Origin of the sequence: Sediminibacillus halophilus (assembly GCF_900103695.1) — a bacterium.
Classification (GTDB): Bacteria; Bacillota; Bacilli; order Bacillales; family Amphibacillaceae; genus Sediminibacillus; species Sediminibacillus halophilus.
Genome location: NZ_FNHF01000003.1, coordinates 612,803 through 628,663, shown reverse-complemented (window position 1 = coordinate 628,663; position 15,861 = coordinate 612,803). Strand labels below are relative to the sequence as shown.

The following is a 15,861-nucleotide window of genomic DNA, read 5'->3' as shown; positions in this document are numbered from 1 at the left end:
ACTTCCTTTCTTGCACTATGAGTCGGCGACTGCTAGTTTATTAAATTGTTTCATTAATATATTCATGATCCAATATGCAGGAAGAACTCCGGATAAGAATGGAATCAGTCCCGGCATTTGATAAATAAAGTAACCAATCAACGTAATCCCTATCAGAATCAATACATTTTGTTTGAAGCTGATCAGCATGATGATGAATGGTTGTTTCAAGTACTCTTTAAAAGGGAGCTGAAAGTGAACATACACAGAAAAGAAATAAGTAAACGACAGCAAATAAATAAGAAATAAAAAGGATAAAAAGAAATATACGATAACCGCTAACACTCCAGGTACCTTATTTGCCAACAAAATATCTATGAAAATAAAAATTCCTACGAGCAGGTATATCATTCCCAATCCATTCACTTTCCAAAAATGCTTCCGGTAACAATGGTGAAAGGAAGACCAAACCGGAAAATCAAAGTCACCTCTGGTCCATCGCCGTACTGTGGCAAACAAAGCCAAGGTTGCCGGAAAAAAACCAAATACGATGCCACCCATTAATATATGAATCCACCATGTGAAATTTGTTTTAACGAGTCGCATGATCCAATCACTTGTTTCCACTAAAAAAGTGCCGAATCGATCCTTCATAAGGAACCCCTTCCTCTATATGAAATCGTTTACGTTATTATTTTAGCTTAAAAAAACAACTGGCGGGGAAGTCAGCCAGCTGTTTATCAAATAATTTCATGTGACCTAAAATTTTTACAGTTAAGAGGCCTTGTTTAATTTTTCGGGGTTAAAGGAAGTGTTACTTTGAATTGTCTACTATTCTTTTTGAAATTAAATACGCATACCGCCATAAAAACCTTGCATTTTCATCCCATAGGAATATAGTTCGACCTACTATGACAAGGTTTTGTAAGTTGCATTACAAAACTATTACAAAGCTATTAATCTGGCAAATTCATGCTATATTGGAAAAGTCATAAAACATCTGAGGAGTGAAGGAATGAAGACTAAAAAGACACTAATGTCTTTCGCAGCAACTGTCGCTATCGCATCTGCTTTTACAACAAACGTCGAAGCCGCCTCGTACACAGTAAAATCTGGGGATACCCTTTGGGGAATTTCACAGAAATATGGCACATCCGTTTCTAACTTGCAATCAATCAACAGTATTTCCGGCCATATCATTTATCCTGGTCAGGTAGTTGAAACGGACTCTAATAAATCTACTACTACATCTTCCAACAATACAGCTAGTTCTAGTTCATCTACTACATATAAAGTGAAAGCTGGAGACACGTTATCCCATATCGGCGTCCGATACGGTGTTTCTGTCAGCAGCCTGAAGAAATGGAACAATCTTTCTTCGGACCTGATTTTTGTGGGACAAACTTTGAAGATTAACGGAACTTCCAGTTCTTCGCCGAACACCCAAGTCAAGTCGTCTACCGTAAGCAGCGGTTCTGCTATCGTCGACGAAGCGAAAAGACACGTCGGAACTCCATATGCATGGGGTGGAACGAGTCCAAGCGGATTTGACTGCAGCGGATTTATCTATTATGTATTCAATAAAGCTGGTCAAAACCTTTCCCGTACCAATGCAGCGGGTTACTACAATCAATCAACCAAGATCAGCAGCCCACAACCAGGAGACTTAGTTTTCTTCAAAAATACCTATAAATCTGGTATTTCACACATGGGTATTTATGCAGGAAATAACCAATTCGTACACGCAAGTTCAAGCGGTGTACAGCTTACAAGCCTAAGCAACTCCTACTGGAAAGGTCACTTTGCAGGCTACGGCAGCTTATAGGCCGTTATAAAGTTTTGAAGAATACGAACAGATCGGGAGTCACATTCCCGGTCTGTTTTTTTATTTAAACCCAATTGCGGGCTGCTGCAAACTCAGTTGTACTACAGGGACAGATCTCTAGGGATAGAGTTGGAATTACTTGTTATATACCCGCTTTCCGAACAGTTAAACCACTTTTTTAAAATTTTTTATTAGTTGAAGGGACAGTCCCCCAACTTGGTAGTGCTACGTCGTGTTAGAGTATTGGGGGACTGTCCCTTCTAATTCAATCGAAAATGCATGGTAATGGATTAATATTGGCATGATAAACGTACAGGAGGTGTAAGGGATGGCTCAAGATGTGTTATGCGAAGTGAAAAACTGTAAGTATTGGGCGCACGGCAACAAGTGTGCAGCAGATGCGATCTACGTTGTCAGTCATACTGGCAAGGAAGCGTCGGACCAAGAAGAAACAGACTGCCAAACATTCGAGCCAAAGCACTAAGCATCTTCTTGCAAGGGGCCTGTCGAGGGACAGGCCCTGGTTTTAGTCTTCCGGCGGGGGAAAACTCTGATCGGGTGAATTGATCTTTTTTGATTGGAACTTGATTTTTTCCCCGGGTCTTGATCATCTTGCGCTCGACATTGTTTTCTTACAAGTCTTAAAACAATCCACTTTTAATGGCGATCCATATCCCATAAATAAACCCGTCTAACCAAAAGTAAGACGGGAGACTCTGACTTGATACATTTTCCTGATTCTTCATTAAAGATTACCAAATCATCCAGTACTTGTGTTCAAGAGATTGCTGTTATTTTCCCAACCGCTTCTGCGTAAAAGAAGAAACCCACAAACTAAGAAAGGAAAAGAATAGCAGTGGAATCATCAGCGTCAAGGCCAAAGAATTAAGCATGGCCGGCGGCTGTGATCCAGATCCTTGCAGCACACTGAAGACCATGACATTAAGCGTCTGTGTCTTCGGTCCTGAGATCAATAATATAATCGTAAACGTATTAAACATCCGGATGAAAATGTTGATAGCCGATGCCGTAATCCCGGGGACAATTTGCGGAATGATCACCCGTTGAAACAGTTTGAATTTGGATGCCCCCAGTGATTGTGCTGCATATTCCAGCCTCGGATCAAGCGATTCCACATAAGGCAGCAGGATGAATACCGAAAAGGGTATCCCTACAATCAAGTTAACAACGATCAATCCGGTCATTGTTTCCGCTAAACCGATAGAATAGAAAATGGAAGCTACCGGTATGGCATAAAGAAGGTCCGGCAACGTAAATGGCATTTGGAAGAAACCGAGAAGCGCCTGTTTGAATGGAAAATCCCTTCTGGCTAAAATATATACTGTCGGTAAACTTAACACCAGAGAAATAACAGTAGCTGTAAGCACGATTTCCATGGTGATTTTAAAATATTCCCCAACTTCGTATGCCTGCCAGGCATTGACGAACCACTCAACGGTATACCCTTCAGGAAAAATAGTGCCATACCATTCTTCTCCGAAAGCACTTAAGATAACTGCTAAAGTCATCCCCAACACAATCGTCAAAAATAAAAGAATCAACACCCAAGAAGATGTCTTATAGCCACCTTGCAGCAATTTTCCTTTCTTACTGTTTCTTAATGGTTTTTGATGCTTCCCTTTCACGACAGGGGTTTCTGTTTCTTCCTCGATGATCGGTTTTTCCGCTCTCATGTTTCATCACCTCTTTCCTTACTTAAATGTACTAGCCGAACCGACAAACCCGCGTTTTCTTATTGCAAATACGATGGCCAACACCAATAACTGCGTAACTCCCATGACAATAGCTACTGTGTTTGCCATATTGTAATTAAAGTTTCGCATCGCTTCTTCAAATGCCACAACCACAAACGTCCTGGTTTCTGAAGCAGGATTACCGACAATGACTGCAGTGGAATAAACCCCGATTTGCATAATCAGATTCAGGGCGAAAACCGTTAATACGTTCGAGCGGATCAATGGCCAGAATACCCGTTTAAACGTCACCCAATGACTGGCCCCAAGCGTTCTTGCCGCTTTTTCCAAGTTAGGATCAATGGAATCCATCATTCCCACAAGATTGGAGGCAATAAATGCTACCCCCAGAATAATCAGTGCAATAAAAGCTCCCCAATAGTTATAAACCAAGGTAAACGGTTCATCCAGAATTCCTATGTTGATCATCGTCGTATTGAACCACCCTGTCGGTTTAAAAAAGGCGATGACAGCCATGTCAATGATGATCGAGCCAAGGGTCAATGGAAATATCGTCAACCCGGCGATCAATCCACCGCCTTTCATTTTCCCTCTGATAAAATAAGTGATGCCAAAAGCAAGGAACAATTCCAAAATTGCTGCAGGAACCACTAAGTATAAAGTACGCCAAATCGTGTCATAATACTTTGCGTTTGTGAAGAACTCGATATAATTACTCAAGGTCACTGCTGTCGAGCCGGGTTCCTGAAAGGTCATGACGAACCCTTTTAGCAAAGGATAAACAAATAACAATAATAGAGGAAGCAATGACGGAAGAAGCAGGAGATAATCTCTTTTCCTGGTAAACACCTCTTGATTCATGTCCTTCACTCCTTATCGATGATTAATAGTTTCTCCGGGTCAAGGTAAAGCTTCACTTCTTCGCCCAAAGCATATGGATTCAAACCTAGTACATTGATTTTGAACGTTCTGCCGCCAGCTGTTTCTACCTCATATCCTGTCGCACTGCCAATATAGTCACTGACTGTTATGTTTCCTTGCAGTGAATTCATTCCGATTTTGGCATCTGTAATGATTTCAACCATCTCCGGCTTGATCGTCAAGATGACCTCATCCCCAACCTGGTGCTTTTCATCCTGTTTAACTGCCAGGCGAACCAAGTCCTTATCCGTTTCGAATATAAAATGCTCGTCTTGTACATCGACAAGCGTTCCCTCCAGAAAATTTCCGTATCCGATAAAATTCGCCACAAAATAATTTCTCGGCCTTCCAAATATCTCTTTTGGTGTTCCGATTTGTTGAATAACGCCATTGGACATGACTGTCACTTTAGTAGAAAGCGACAATGCTTCTTCTTGATCATGTGTCACGTATATCGTGGTTATTCCCAGCTCATTGTGTAATTTTTTCAATTGCGTACGCATTTCTTTGCGTAATTTCGCATCCAGGTTACTTAACGGCTCGTCGAGCAACAATACACGAGGTCTGATCACTATGGCACGTGCCAAAGCAACTCGCTGCTGTTGCCCGCCACTCAAATCCTTAATGAACCGGTTTCCTAAATCGGTTAGCTGCACCATGTCGATTGCTTCATTAACCCGTTTCTTCTTCTCCGCTTTGTTTATTTTTCTCATGTCCAACCCGAATGCAATATTTTGGGCGACAGTCATATGAGGAAACAACGCATAATTTTGGAAAACCATGCCGATGTCCCTACGGCTCATGTCGATTTGATTAATCGGTTGACCGTTAAAAATGATGTCACCTGAAGTGGGCTGCAGGATTCCCAAAATCATGGATAAAATCGTTGTTTTTCCACAGCCACTCGGGCCAAGCAGGGTCATGAATTCGCCGCTTTCGATGGTAAGACTGGCATTTTGAACAGCAGTAGTAGAACCGAACATCTTCGTTAAATCGTTGATTTCGACTTTTGTAGATTCCGAAACAAAACTCTTGCTTTTTAAGGCCTGTGCCAAGATATCTTCACTCCTTTATTTCCCCGCCTTAATAAAAGGCGGGGTGTGTTCTGATCGATTTATTTCGAAGCTTGAATTTTCTCTTCCCACAAACTATAGCTTTTGTTCGTTGGTTCTAAATCCGGGAATAACACCCAGTTGTCTTCAGGAACATAAATGGTGTCTCCATCTTTAAATTCTGGCATTACACCTTCCAAATATTTTTCATAAGTGGCTACGTGCTCTTCCTCTAAATATTCGGGAGAAGCTTCGCCGTTAGCTGGTAAAAAGCCCACCGCATAACCTTGGGACTGGATCTCTTTCGACGTGGCAAACTCCAGGAAATCCAGAGCAGCTTGTTTCCGTTCTTCCGGTAAATCCTTCAGCATTACATAGAAATGAGAGTCAATAATTTGCTTCGTGTCTTCCAACGCAACTGTGTCAATATTAGGGGGAACCGTTCCGGTAGCCTTCAGGTTGGCGAACCAGAATGGCGTATGCGGGATGATGTCCACTCCTCCCTCATAAAGCATATCAAAGCTGTCTGACGTTTTGGTTGGGTAATTATCAATCGTTTCGCCTATATCCTCTAAGTACTTCCACGTTTTATCGAGGGACTCAGGATCATTAAAGTCTTCTCCCAGCGATTGAGCCAAGCCAAAGAAAAAGCCTCGTGCAGGTCCGCTGGAAGGCACAGCTGGATAAGTGAATTTACCTGGGTTTTCGGAAATCCAATCCTTCAGTTCGACATAACTGGTTGGCGGGTTGTCTACTTTGTCTTTGTTGTAAGCAAGAATCGGTCCACCTGATCCTGTCGTAACAGGTGCGCCATAACCATCGAACTTTTCTTTATAAGCGCTTCCAATTTCGTTCCATTGATCGGCATGTACCTCTTCACTGTAATCCGGCAGCAGCTGCTCCCATAAACCATCCTTGATACCCAATGGCAATCCATCTAAACCAGTGATGACCACATCAATCGTTCCGTTATCCCCTTGCGTTTTTATCTTGTTAATTACCTCTTGCGGGGTACCCCGCCCATATTCAACGTTGTATTTGTCGCCATACTCCTCTTCGAACATCGGAATCACGATGTCGTTATAATATTCATCACCGCCGGCAACTGAATAGACTGTTAGTGTCGTCTTTCCTCCAGAACCACTGCTTCCCTCTGCACCGCCACCGCATGCCGAGAGCAACAACCCAATTACAAACATCGTCGTTATTAAAAACAGTTTTTGTTTTTTCAATTCATTTCCCTCCCCAAAGTTTTAAAAATATATCGAAGCACCATAGACTCTGCTGGATTGATTCTCAGTGAATATTGCCGAAAATCACCTCCCTCATGACCATTCTTTCTGTAAGCGATTGCATAAATGTCGAAAATTAAAGGTTAGTTTTCTACGGTGTCAAGAATTGTTTCTATTCGTTTGTAGTCATACTAATATGTCAGTCTAACTAAAAAACAGCAACTTCTTCGTAACGACATTTTAGTCATACTAGTATGTTAGTAACTACATTGTACCTGCTAGCTTTACTAATGGCAATATTCTTACAATTATTTTTAGCTTTTGGTGCTTTATAGCTATTTTGCTTCGTGTAAAGGGCCTCTACCCTTATCACTAAAAACAGAGCCCCATAGCTTCATGGATGAATGGTCCGGTTTTGTTGATCCAAAATTCCCGACTTTCTGTAAAAATAAGTGTTCACTTGATCGCGCCATTCCATGGCATTGTCCCGCTGCATTTTTAATCGCTGTTTAACATTTTCAAATATGGCTTTATCCACTTTTCCCTCTATTCCGTTCCACTTGTCGATAAACGCTTCTACCTCTTCCACCCCTTCAAAGTGGGTGTCATAAATATGCTGGATGACCGTCTTCCCTGATTTCAATTGATGGGTGTAAGGCACATGATGGAAAAATAATAACAGTTCATCCGGACAGAGCTCTAACGAATCATATACTTTTGCATTCGGCTCTTCATATTGCGAGCAATACCCTGTCCCTGTTTCCACCGTCCGGTCCACACCGATTCCGTCACGATCGGCAAAGTGATAAGTCCCCCACTTCGAATACTCATAGCCATCGACATTGGGACCATAATGATGGTTTGGATTGACCATCCAGCCAATTCCCAATGGTGCTGTGTACTTTTCATAAACTTTCCATGAATGAAGCAAAATGTACTCGACTGTGTCGACCACTTCTCGATCATGCCCGAAGGTCAGATGAATCCATTCCTTAGTTATTTGTTCTGTTGTCAACTCAGGATTCCAAATTAATCGACCATACCCATAAAGGTTCGCTTGAGCAAGGGTATGTCCGGTCCAGTTCGCGTCATTTCCGATATTTGAGACTGCAGCGATACCGCTATATTTATAGTCATGAAGCGATCCGTCTACAATCGACTTAATCTTCGAACCTTCTCCTTTTGTGTACGTTTCAAAATCCAGTACCTCTTTCCACTGAGGAATCAAGTAGCAAACGTCGATTTGCTGACCGGTATATTCCTGTGCAATCTGAAACTCCAGCATTTGGTTGGTTTGTGTCATGGCTCCCAACAAAGGGGAAACAGGTTCGCGCACCTGAAAATCCATCGGACCATTTTTTATTTGCAAGATAACATTATCCAGGAATTTTCCATCCAACGGCTTAAAATGATCATACGCAGCTCTTGCTCTATCTGTACTTCTGTCCCGCCAGTCCTGTAGATGATTGTAAACAAAGCAGCGCCAAATCACTTTTCCGTCAAACGGTTTTAAAGCCTTGGCCAGAACATTTGCCCCCTCTACGTGTCCCCGGTTATAAGTGAAAGGACCAGGCCGCCCTTCCGAATCTGCTTTGACAATAAACCCGCCAAAGTCCGGAATATATTCATAGATTTCCGCTACTTTATCTTTCCACCATTTTTCCACCTCTGCACTAAGCGGATCGGCCGTGCCCAAACCGCCCAATTCCATCGGACTGGCATAATTGATGCTTAGAAAAGGGATGATTCCGTAAGCAGAAAAAATGGATGACACCGCTTTCACTTTTGGCAAAAATGTTTTGCTGATCAGCTTCGTTTCTACGTCCCATACATTTACATTGTTGATTGAAATAGCGTTAATGCCCACAGAAGCTAACAATCTGGCATAATCTTTCACTCTTGTAAAATCTTCTTTAAAATCATTATCTGCATAAAAAATAGATTGACCGGAGTATCCTCGCTCGATTGAGCCATCCATGTTATCCCATTGATTGATCATCCTGAATTGATTTCTTGGTGACTCGACCACTGCGATTGGGTCAATAGGAACCTCTTTTTGCAGAAGTCTTAACAAATGAAATGCTGCATATAGGGCTCCTCTGTCAGTTTTCCCGATTAACAGGATAGCCCGTTCTTCTTTTTCAAACACGGACTTCAACAGATAGCCTTCATCTGAGATGTCTCGAAAAGTATCAGGAGAAATCCCATATTGCTTCAGGTCCACTTGCTCGTATGTACCTAAGACAATGCGTCCTTCACCGTATGTGTCAGGGTCGAGGGTTACCCCTAACATGGACTGGATTCCCTTCTTTAATTCATCTGCCGCAGATTCCAAAATCTTCGACTCTTCTTTTACCTCAATAGCTGCCAGCCATTTTTTGTATTCTTCTTTTTTCGCTCCTATCGGCCTATATTGGAGCCAAGCTTGATAGCTATCGGTATCTAACATATCTTTCACACTCTTCACCCTTTCTAGAGAATGACTCTGCATGTTCAACTAAAATAATTGGAATAAGCAAGCTTTAACTCTTCTTTTTCGTAATTCACCAAATTGAGATGTTCAAGAATTAACTTCTCAGCCATGTCGGCTTCCTTTTGCTGAATATAATTATAGATATCGCGATGCTGTGAGACGAGTACATCCCAGTCCAGGTCTGAAGCCAGCCTCAAGACACGCAGTCTGTCGAAATGGCTGTTCATTTGTCTGATCATCGTCCATGTCCGCAATTTATTACACCCTTCGAACAGCAGCAGGTGATATTGGTCATCCAATTCCAATAATCTGGAATACGATCCTTTTTCTAAACATAATTCCTGCATGGCTAAGTTCGATTCCAAATGGAAAAGCTGCTCTTCCCCGAATTTTCGACATGCCTCCCGGACGATGGCTCTTTCAATATTCTCCCTCACAAATCTGCCTTCTTCTACAAGATTTAAATCAATTTTTGAAACAATACTTCCGATTTGGGGAAAAATCCCCAGCAGGTTTTCCTGTGATAACTTTAAAAAAGCCTCCCTGACTGGTGTGCGGCTTACTTCCAAGTCTGCAGCAATCTCTTGCTCGGAGATTTTATGGCCTGGCTCCAGCTCTAATTCAATGATTCTTTTCTTTAAAGTTTCATAAACAAAACTTCTTGTTGAAAGGTTTTCCCGAGTGATCACTGATGAAATTTCCCTCACCCCTTTACGTAACAACCATCATTTGATACTCTAATTGTACTAGTATGGTAGTTATAAAAACAGTATAGAATGTTTATCTGGCAATTTCAATCCCTTTTTTGCTTGTCTAAATAGTTTTCTAACGTTATCCCTCTAAATGACAACGCTTGCAAAAGGGGTTGTGATTGTATATAAATCAACTGATGGAAGGAGAAAAAAATGAAGAAGAGAAATGGAATGGTTTTAAGTTTACTGCTGATTTTTGCACTAGTTTTTGGGTCCTTCGGTTGGCAAAGCACCTCTCTTGCCAAAATGAAAACTTCAACCGAATCCCCGGTAACCGTTATTAAATGGGACAATGAACTTCAAGAGATGGACGGTTTTGGCGGATCATTTGCCTTTCACAAGGGCGGCTCGATTATGCGGTTGGAGGAGCCGGTAAGGACTAAAATCCTTGATCTACTGTTCAGTCAGGAAAATGGCATCGGCCTTAGCATTGTGCGAAGCATGATTGGAGACGGCGGCATTAGTGATTGGGGAAATGAACACTACGACGGCCCAACCGACACCATTTTGCCTTCACCTGAAGAATATGTGTGGGAGAATCCCGACTGGGATAAAGAAGAATTTGACCAGTATCAGATTTGGATCATGAACGAAGCTAAAAAAAGGGGCGTGGATACATTCTTAAGCACGGCTTGGAGTGCTCCCGCCTGGATGAAGCAAAACAGCAGTGTAATCGATAACGGCACAGCCCCAAACAAGCTGAGAGAGGATATGTATCAGGAGTATGCAGACTACTTAGCAGCATACGTGGAAGGATATAAGGAACACTTTGATCTGGATATCACTCACATTTCTCCAGCAAATGAACCCGATTTCTCCGGTGGCTACTCCAGCAGTTTGTGGACACCTCAAGAACTAAACACATTTGTCAGGGATTTTATGGGTCCCACGTTTGAAGAGAGAGACATTCCGGCCGACATTGTTTTGGGGGAATCAGTGGGGTTCAATGAAGAATTCGCTCTTCCGGCCTTGAACGACCCGATTACCAACGAGTACGTCGATGTAGTTGCCGCCCACGCTTATACTGGATTGGAAAACGGGGGAACAGAACCAGATCCGGAAGCTTTCCACCAGACACAGGAATTGGGGAAAACCATCTGGCAAACCGAATACATGAACCAGGGAAGCAACAAACAAACTTTTGAACATAATACGATTACGGACGGACTTAGATACGCCAATTTAATTGGCAATATGTTTGAGGAAACCGGAGCGAATGCCTATTTCTGGTGGTGGCCGGCAGCAAATAACGGAGCAGATGGTTCGGATTTAATCCGTCTAGTGAACGATGGCAGCGACCGGGGAATCGCACCGACGGAAAATGGCCAATTCCGGATTTTCAAACGGTTTTACACCTTCGGAAATTATAGCCGATTTATCCAGCCCGGCTACCAAATGATTGAGGCCGATAAACATCCAGCAGAAGATATCATGGTTACCGCCTACAAAGATCCTCAGACTGATAATTTCACCATCGTAGCAGTAAACAACAGCGACCAAAATCAAGAGATTACTTTCGACCTGGAAGGATTCCCGGGAGATGCAGAAGCCGTAATACCTTATCGCACTTCTGCCAGTGAGAATCTTGAAAAACTAGATGCGGTCGAAACAAACGACAACAAATTTTCAATGGAGCTGAGAGAATCCAGTGTCACAACCTTTATTCCTAAACAGTTTGAGCTTCCTGCCCTTCCGGATATGAAGGATGTATTTTCCTCTTATGTGGCGGCAGAGAATGATGGCCAATCCTCGGGACTGCAAACCATGGAGAGTAAAGCTGGTGACAAAGTAATCACCAATGTCAGAGATGGCTCCTATATCAAATATACGAATGTTAATTTTGCCGATGGGTCAGCCAGTGGACAGGCAGATAAGCGGGGAATCCTCAGTATGAACGCTACTGTCGCTCCGATTGCAGGAGGTACCATTGAGGTTCGGCTGGACGATCCGGAAAATGGCAAAGTAGTCGGAACGATGGAGGTGCCTAGAAACGGAAACCCGAATGACTGGAAGACCGTTTCTACCATGATTGACACTAATTCTACTGACGGCGCAAATGGTTTCCACGATTTATATCTTGTATTCACTAACGATAACCATAGTAACAAGAAGATGTTTAATGTAAAGGAATTTCAGTTTAGTGATGAAGTGATCGAATAGGTACGGCTGCCCCCACTTTTTAAGGGGGCAGTTTTTTATTGTTTTAAGAGGGTTTTCTATCGAAATGGAGAAATAAATAAGAATACTAGAAAGGAAGGTGGTTACTATTGATTGTTAAAAAAAGAGCAGTTCCACGCAAACTGCAAGTGCTGGAAGCATTGATTCGGCGTTTACCTGCAAGTCACTCCAAATTCCCCTCTATAAAAGAAGATTACGCCAGAAGACTCACTGGTTATCATGGTGAAAGGCAGGTTGATTTTCATCTATCTTCTCTCCCTCCAAATTCCTTTTTAATCTTTCATGATTTACGTCTCTCTCACAAGCAATATTATTTTCAAATGGACTCCTTCCTGATATCGGAAAAGTTTGCTGTTATTCTGGAAATAAAAAATGTGACGGGCACTTTGTTGTTTGATTCCACTTTCAATCAATTAATCCGGACTGCAGACGGGAAAGAGGAAGGTTTTCAATCGCCTCTTGTACAAGTTGAGAGTCAGAGAAGGAAGCTATTGGAATACTTTCAACAGAACAAACTTCCACTATTGCCCATCGAATCATTCATCGTGGTCAGCAACCCCAGGACAATTATAAAGGCAAGCGGCAACATTGAAGATATCTCGCGAAAAGTAATTCACTCCGAGTATTTAACAGAGAAGTTGAATGAAGTAAAAAGTCACTATGCAAAATCTCCCTCTTATTCTTTAGAAAAGATGCGAATTTCCCTTCTTGATTCCCATACCGAAGAACAAGTCAACGCCTATACATTAAAAGGAATCAGAAAATCGGAAATCCGGACAGGGGTCCAATGCCCTGATTGTAAAACCTTTGATATGGAAAGAGTTCATAGCAAGTGGATATGCCCTTACTGTAAAAGCGAATCAAGGGATGCCCATCTACAAGCAATCGCTGACTATTTGCTTCTTTTCGCGCCCTCCATAACAAATCATGAGTGTCAACAATTCCTCCATATTGACCGACATACGGCCAAGAGACTCCTAAGTAAAAATTTCTCAGCAAAAGGATATTCAAATCAAAGGAGGTATTTTAATAATTAACTATTCTACTCATTAGATGTGGGTGATCTTCTTTTACTGGATTTCGCTCTTCTTTCCGGGGGTGTCGCTCCTCTTTTGGGGCTTGTTGATCTTCTTCTCCCAGGATGATCTTCTTTTTCCGGTTATCGCTCCTCTTCCCGGGGGAGTCGCTCCTCTTTTGAACCGAGTTGATCTTCTTCGCCCGGGTTGATCTTCTTTTACCGGAATTCGCTCCTCTTCCCGGAAGAGTCGCTCTTCTTCTGAACCTAATCGCTCTTCTGCAGCCGGATTGATCTTCTTTTCCTGATTTCCGCTCTTCTTTCCGGGGATGCCGCTCCTCTTTTCATGATTTTTGCTCTACTAAAGCAATCCCCTCACCATACAGAAAAACCCCCAACGCAGTCGGGGGTTCATTAACCATCTATTTATTTCTCAGGAGCCAATTCAATTGCTTGGCGTAAAGCCTCTAATAAACTTTGGTCATCAGCTATGCCTGTTCCGGCGATATCAAATGCTGTTCCGTGGTCGACACTGGTGCGGATGATCGGCAGACCGACAGTGATGTTGACTCCGGCTTCCAGGCCGAGTACTTTGATCGGTCCGTGGCCTTGATCGTGGTACATGGCAACAACGATGTCGAAGTCACCACGTTGGGCGCGGAAGAACAAAGTGTCCGCTGGGAGCGGTCCTTCGACATTGATTCCCTCACCAGTCGCACGCTCGATAGCTGGGATGATTTTTTCTTCCTCTTCTCCGTAGCCAAACAGGCCGTTTTCACCAGCATGTGGGTTAATGCCACAAACGGCGATTTTCGGTTCTTTGATGCCCGAGTTGCTTAGCGTCTCGTGAGCAAGGCGGATAACGTGGTAAACACGCTCCGGCTCGATCATATTGATGGCGTCAATCAGACCGACGTGTGTAGTAACATGGATTACTTTCAGTTTTGGTGATGAAAGCATCATAGAGAAATCCTTGGTACCAGTCAATTCCGCAAGTATCTCGGTATGGCCTGGGTATACATGGCCGCCTTTGTGGAGTGCTTCTTTGTTCAAAGGCGCAGTACAAATAGCATCGATGCGACCTGCGTTGGCCAGTTCAATTGCGGTTTTCAAATATTCGAACGCTGCGTGTCCTGCTTCCGGAGAAACTTGGCCGAACGGCAAATCCTCCGACAAAATATCAAGATCGTAGCAGGCAATTTCCCCGAAAGTGGTGTCTTCAAAACTTTCTGCTTCGTTCACTCGTTTAATAGTGATTTCTTTGTCGAGTACTTTTGCTGCCCGTTCCAACATCTTGGCATCTCCGATGACAAACGGGTGGGCATTTTCATATATTTCTTGTTTTTGTAAACTTTTTACGATAATTTCCGGGCCGACACCTGCGGCATCACCCATAGTTATACCGACGATTGGCTTCTTGCTCATCATGTAAGACTCCTTTCAGTTCCTGCATGGCTCCGTAAATCGATTCTGTTTTCCCGAAGGCACCTGCTTTTGTCACTGCTGTGATTTCCCGGCTCGTTCCAATCAAAGTTCCAAGAGGAATTCCTGCCTCTATTTGCTTGATTAACCGGAAGCCGACCGCGCCTAAGTGACGAGCCGTTTCTTTCGCGGTGTCACCGCCTGTCAGAATAAAACCAGTCAGGTTGGGGTTCTGCTCCGCAACGATTGAAACCACCTGGCCGATGGCCTCCGAAATCCGTTCTCCGATTTGGTTTTTGCTAAGTCCCAGTTCTTGCCCAAGTTGCTTTACCTGTTCACGGATTCGCTGGTTGGATGGAACATAAAGCACAATATCTTTCCCCTGTTCTAAAGCAGTTCCGCTCATTTGCACATAGTCTACCGCACGCTGGTTCCAATTATCGGAAAAAATTTGCATCGTATCGATTTCGACTGACGCAACATTTTCCTGGTCCTTGGCGTAGTGGACTTGCTGCTGGGTAACTTCTGACAAACTGCCACAGACAGTCATCACCTGTTTAGAATGCGGGACCATTTTCGTGACGGTTTGATCACCGAGCTTGAGAACAAGCGGAAGCACCTCTGCAAGTCCGGCTGAACCGGCCCAGACAATGCTGTCAGCCAACAATACCATACGTTCTACGATGGCTTGCAGGTCTGCTTGTGTTTCGGCATCACACACAATGTAATGAACGTGCTCTGCCCTGAATTGTTTTATTTTTTCTAACCAGGAGACAAAGCTTTTACGCAAATCGTCGGACTTGATCAATCCGACAGGTTCGCCGATTTCCTCTTCGATAATTGCCGGAATATAAGACTCAGTGACGGGATGCTTAGGATCCTGTGCAATTTCCGTTTCCGAGATTTTGACGCCCTTTACGTAATGATGACCGTCTACAGTCGTTCGGCCGTAAGGGGGAAAAGCCGGAGCTACTATAACAAACTCCGGTTGAAACACTTCCCGTACAGCTTCCAATTCTGTTCCAATATGGCCGCGTAACGTAGAATCCATTTTTTTATAAATGTGCTGATAGCCTGAATCTTTCAAGAAATTTGCTGCTTTTTTTGTTACGTTATAGGCATCTTCCCGGCTTAGCGCCCGAGAATTGGTATCGATGACGATGCCTTTATCCACGTTTTCCTGATAGTCTGGGATATCAAACAACACAGACGTTTCAATGCCCTTTTCTGTTAGCTGGACGCCGCTGTCGTTGGCGCCGGTTAAATCGTCTGCGATAATCCCGATTACTTGTGCCAT

General features: G+C 43.2%; 13 protein-coding genes. 4 read left to right on the top strand and 9 right to left on the bottom strand.

The window, feature by feature from the left end; genetic code table 11:
• Positions 1-15 precede the first annotated feature (15 nt).
• Positions 16-633 carry a YesL family protein gene (locus tag BLR82_RS13440; protein ID WP_074599967.1) on the bottom strand — a complete coding sequence of 206 codons (618 nt, stop codon included), beginning with the start codon at positions 631-633 and terminating at the stop codon, positions 16-18.
• 361 nt (positions 634-994) lie between these two features.
• Here BLR82_RS13440 and BLR82_RS13435 point away from each other — a divergent pair, with 361 nt between their 5' ends.
• Together BLR82_RS13435 and BLR82_RS13430 are read left to right on the top strand one after the other, a co-directional pair.
• A complete protein-coding gene (locus BLR82_RS13435; RefSeq protein WP_074599966.1) occupies positions 995-1,804 on the top strand; it encodes a C40 family peptidase in 810 nt (269 codons plus the stop codon).
• A gap of 328 nt (positions 1,805-2,132) precedes the next feature.
• Positions 2,133-2,288, top strand: coding sequence for a DUF1540 domain-containing protein (locus tag BLR82_RS13430; protein ID WP_074599965.1), 156 nt, complete (start codon positions 2,133-2,135; stop codon positions 2,286-2,288).
• 307 nt (positions 2,289-2,595) lie between these two features.
• On the opposite strand, the gene BLR82_RS13425 is transcribed toward BLR82_RS13430, so the two are convergent.
• From BLR82_RS13425 to BLR82_RS13400, 6 genes are all read right to left on the bottom strand, one after another.
• Positions 2,596-3,498 (bottom strand): ABC transporter permease, encoded by a 903-nt coding sequence (locus BLR82_RS13425; protein WP_074599964.1) that lies wholly within the window; start codon positions 3,496-3,498, stop codon positions 2,596-2,598.
• Positions 3,499-3,516: 18 nt separating this feature from the next.
• Positions 3,517-4,380 carry an ABC transporter permease gene (locus BLR82_RS13420; protein WP_074599963.1) on the bottom strand — a complete coding sequence of 288 codons (864 nt, stop codon included), beginning with the start codon at positions 4,378-4,380 and terminating at the stop codon, positions 3,517-3,519.
• A gap of 5 nt (positions 4,381-4,385) precedes the next feature.
• Positions 4,386-5,495 (bottom strand): ABC transporter ATP-binding protein, encoded by a 1,110-nt coding sequence (locus BLR82_RS13415; RefSeq protein WP_245693809.1) that lies wholly within the window; start codon positions 5,493-5,495, stop codon positions 4,386-4,388.
• Between the two features lie 59 nt (positions 5,496-5,554).
• Positions 5,555-6,724, bottom strand: a complete 1,170-nt coding sequence (locus tag BLR82_RS13410; protein ID WP_074599962.1) for an ABC transporter substrate-binding protein — start codon at positions 6,722-6,724, stop codon at positions 5,555-5,557.
• 394 nt (positions 6,725-7,118) lie between these two features.
• A complete protein-coding gene (locus BLR82_RS13405) occupies positions 7,119-9,173 on the bottom strand; it encodes an alpha-glucuronidase family glycosyl hydrolase (RefSeq protein ID WP_074600092.1) in 2,055 nt (684 codons plus the stop codon).
• Positions 9,174-9,217: 44 nt separating this feature from the next.
• A complete protein-coding gene (locus tag BLR82_RS13400; protein ID WP_074599961.1) occupies positions 9,218-9,886 on the bottom strand; it encodes a GntR family transcriptional regulator in 669 nt (222 codons plus the stop codon).
• 216 nt (positions 9,887-10,102) lie between these two features.
• On the opposite strand from BLR82_RS13400, the gene BLR82_RS13395 reads away from it, so the two are divergent.
• The gene (locus tag BLR82_RS13395; RefSeq protein WP_074599960.1) at positions 10,103-12,109 is read left to right on the top strand and encodes a glycoside hydrolase; all 2,007 of its coding nucleotides are present in this window, start codon (positions 10,103-10,105) and stop codon (positions 12,107-12,109) included.
• 107 nt (positions 12,110-12,216) lie between these two features.
• Complete coding sequence (locus tag BLR82_RS13390; RefSeq protein WP_074599959.1) at positions 12,217-13,164, top strand: nuclease-related domain-containing protein; 948 nt, start codon at positions 12,217-12,219, stop codon at positions 13,162-13,164.
• 404 nt (positions 13,165-13,568) lie between these two features.
• Here BLR82_RS13390 and pdxA read toward each other — a convergent pair whose 3' ends face one another.
• Together pdxA and BLR82_RS13380 are read right to left on the bottom strand one after the other, a co-directional pair.
• Positions 13,569-14,567: a 4-hydroxythreonine-4-phosphate dehydrogenase PdxA gene (gene pdxA, locus BLR82_RS13385; protein ID WP_425440899.1), complete on the bottom strand. Its 999-nt coding sequence runs from the start codon at positions 14,565-14,567 to the stop codon at positions 13,569-13,571.
• Complete coding sequence (locus BLR82_RS13380; protein ID WP_074599957.1) at positions 14,530-15,861, bottom strand: four-carbon acid sugar kinase family protein; 1,332 nt, start codon at positions 15,859-15,861, stop codon at positions 14,530-14,532. Before BLR82_RS13380 ends, pdxA begins: the two co-directional genes overlap by 38 nt.

Coding starts and splice junctions, on each gene's coding strand:
- BLR82_RS13440 (WP_074599967.1), bottom strand. CDS start 633: ATGAAGGATCGATTCGGCACTTTTTTAGTGGAAACAAGTGATTGGATC.
- BLR82_RS13435 (WP_074599966.1), top strand. CDS start 995: ATGAAGACTAAAAAGACACTAATGTCTTTCGCAGCAACTGTCGCTATC.
- BLR82_RS13430 (WP_074599965.1), top strand. CDS start 2,133: ATGGCTCAAGATGTGTTATGCGAAGTGAAAAACTGTAAGTATTGGGCG.
- BLR82_RS13425 (WP_074599964.1), bottom strand. CDS start 3,498: ATGAGAGCGGAAAAACCGATCATCGAGGAAGAAACAGAAACCCCTGTC.
- BLR82_RS13420 (WP_074599963.1), bottom strand. CDS start 4,380: ATGAATCAAGAGGTGTTTACCAGGAAAAGAGATTATCTCCTGCTTCTT.
- BLR82_RS13405 (WP_074600092.1), bottom strand. CDS start 9,173: ATGTTAGATACCGATAGCTATCAAGCTTGGCTCCAATATAGGCCGATA.
- BLR82_RS13395 (WP_074599960.1), top strand. CDS start 10,103: ATGAAGAAGAGAAATGGAATGGTTTTAAGTTTACTGCTGATTTTTGCA.
- pdxA (WP_425440899.1), bottom strand. CDS start 14,567: ATGAGCAAGAAGCCAATCGTCGGTATAACTATGGGTGATGCCGCAGGT.
- BLR82_RS13380 (WP_074599957.1), bottom strand. CDS start 15,861: ATGGCACAAGTAATCGGGATTATCGCAGACGATTTAACCGGCGCCAAC.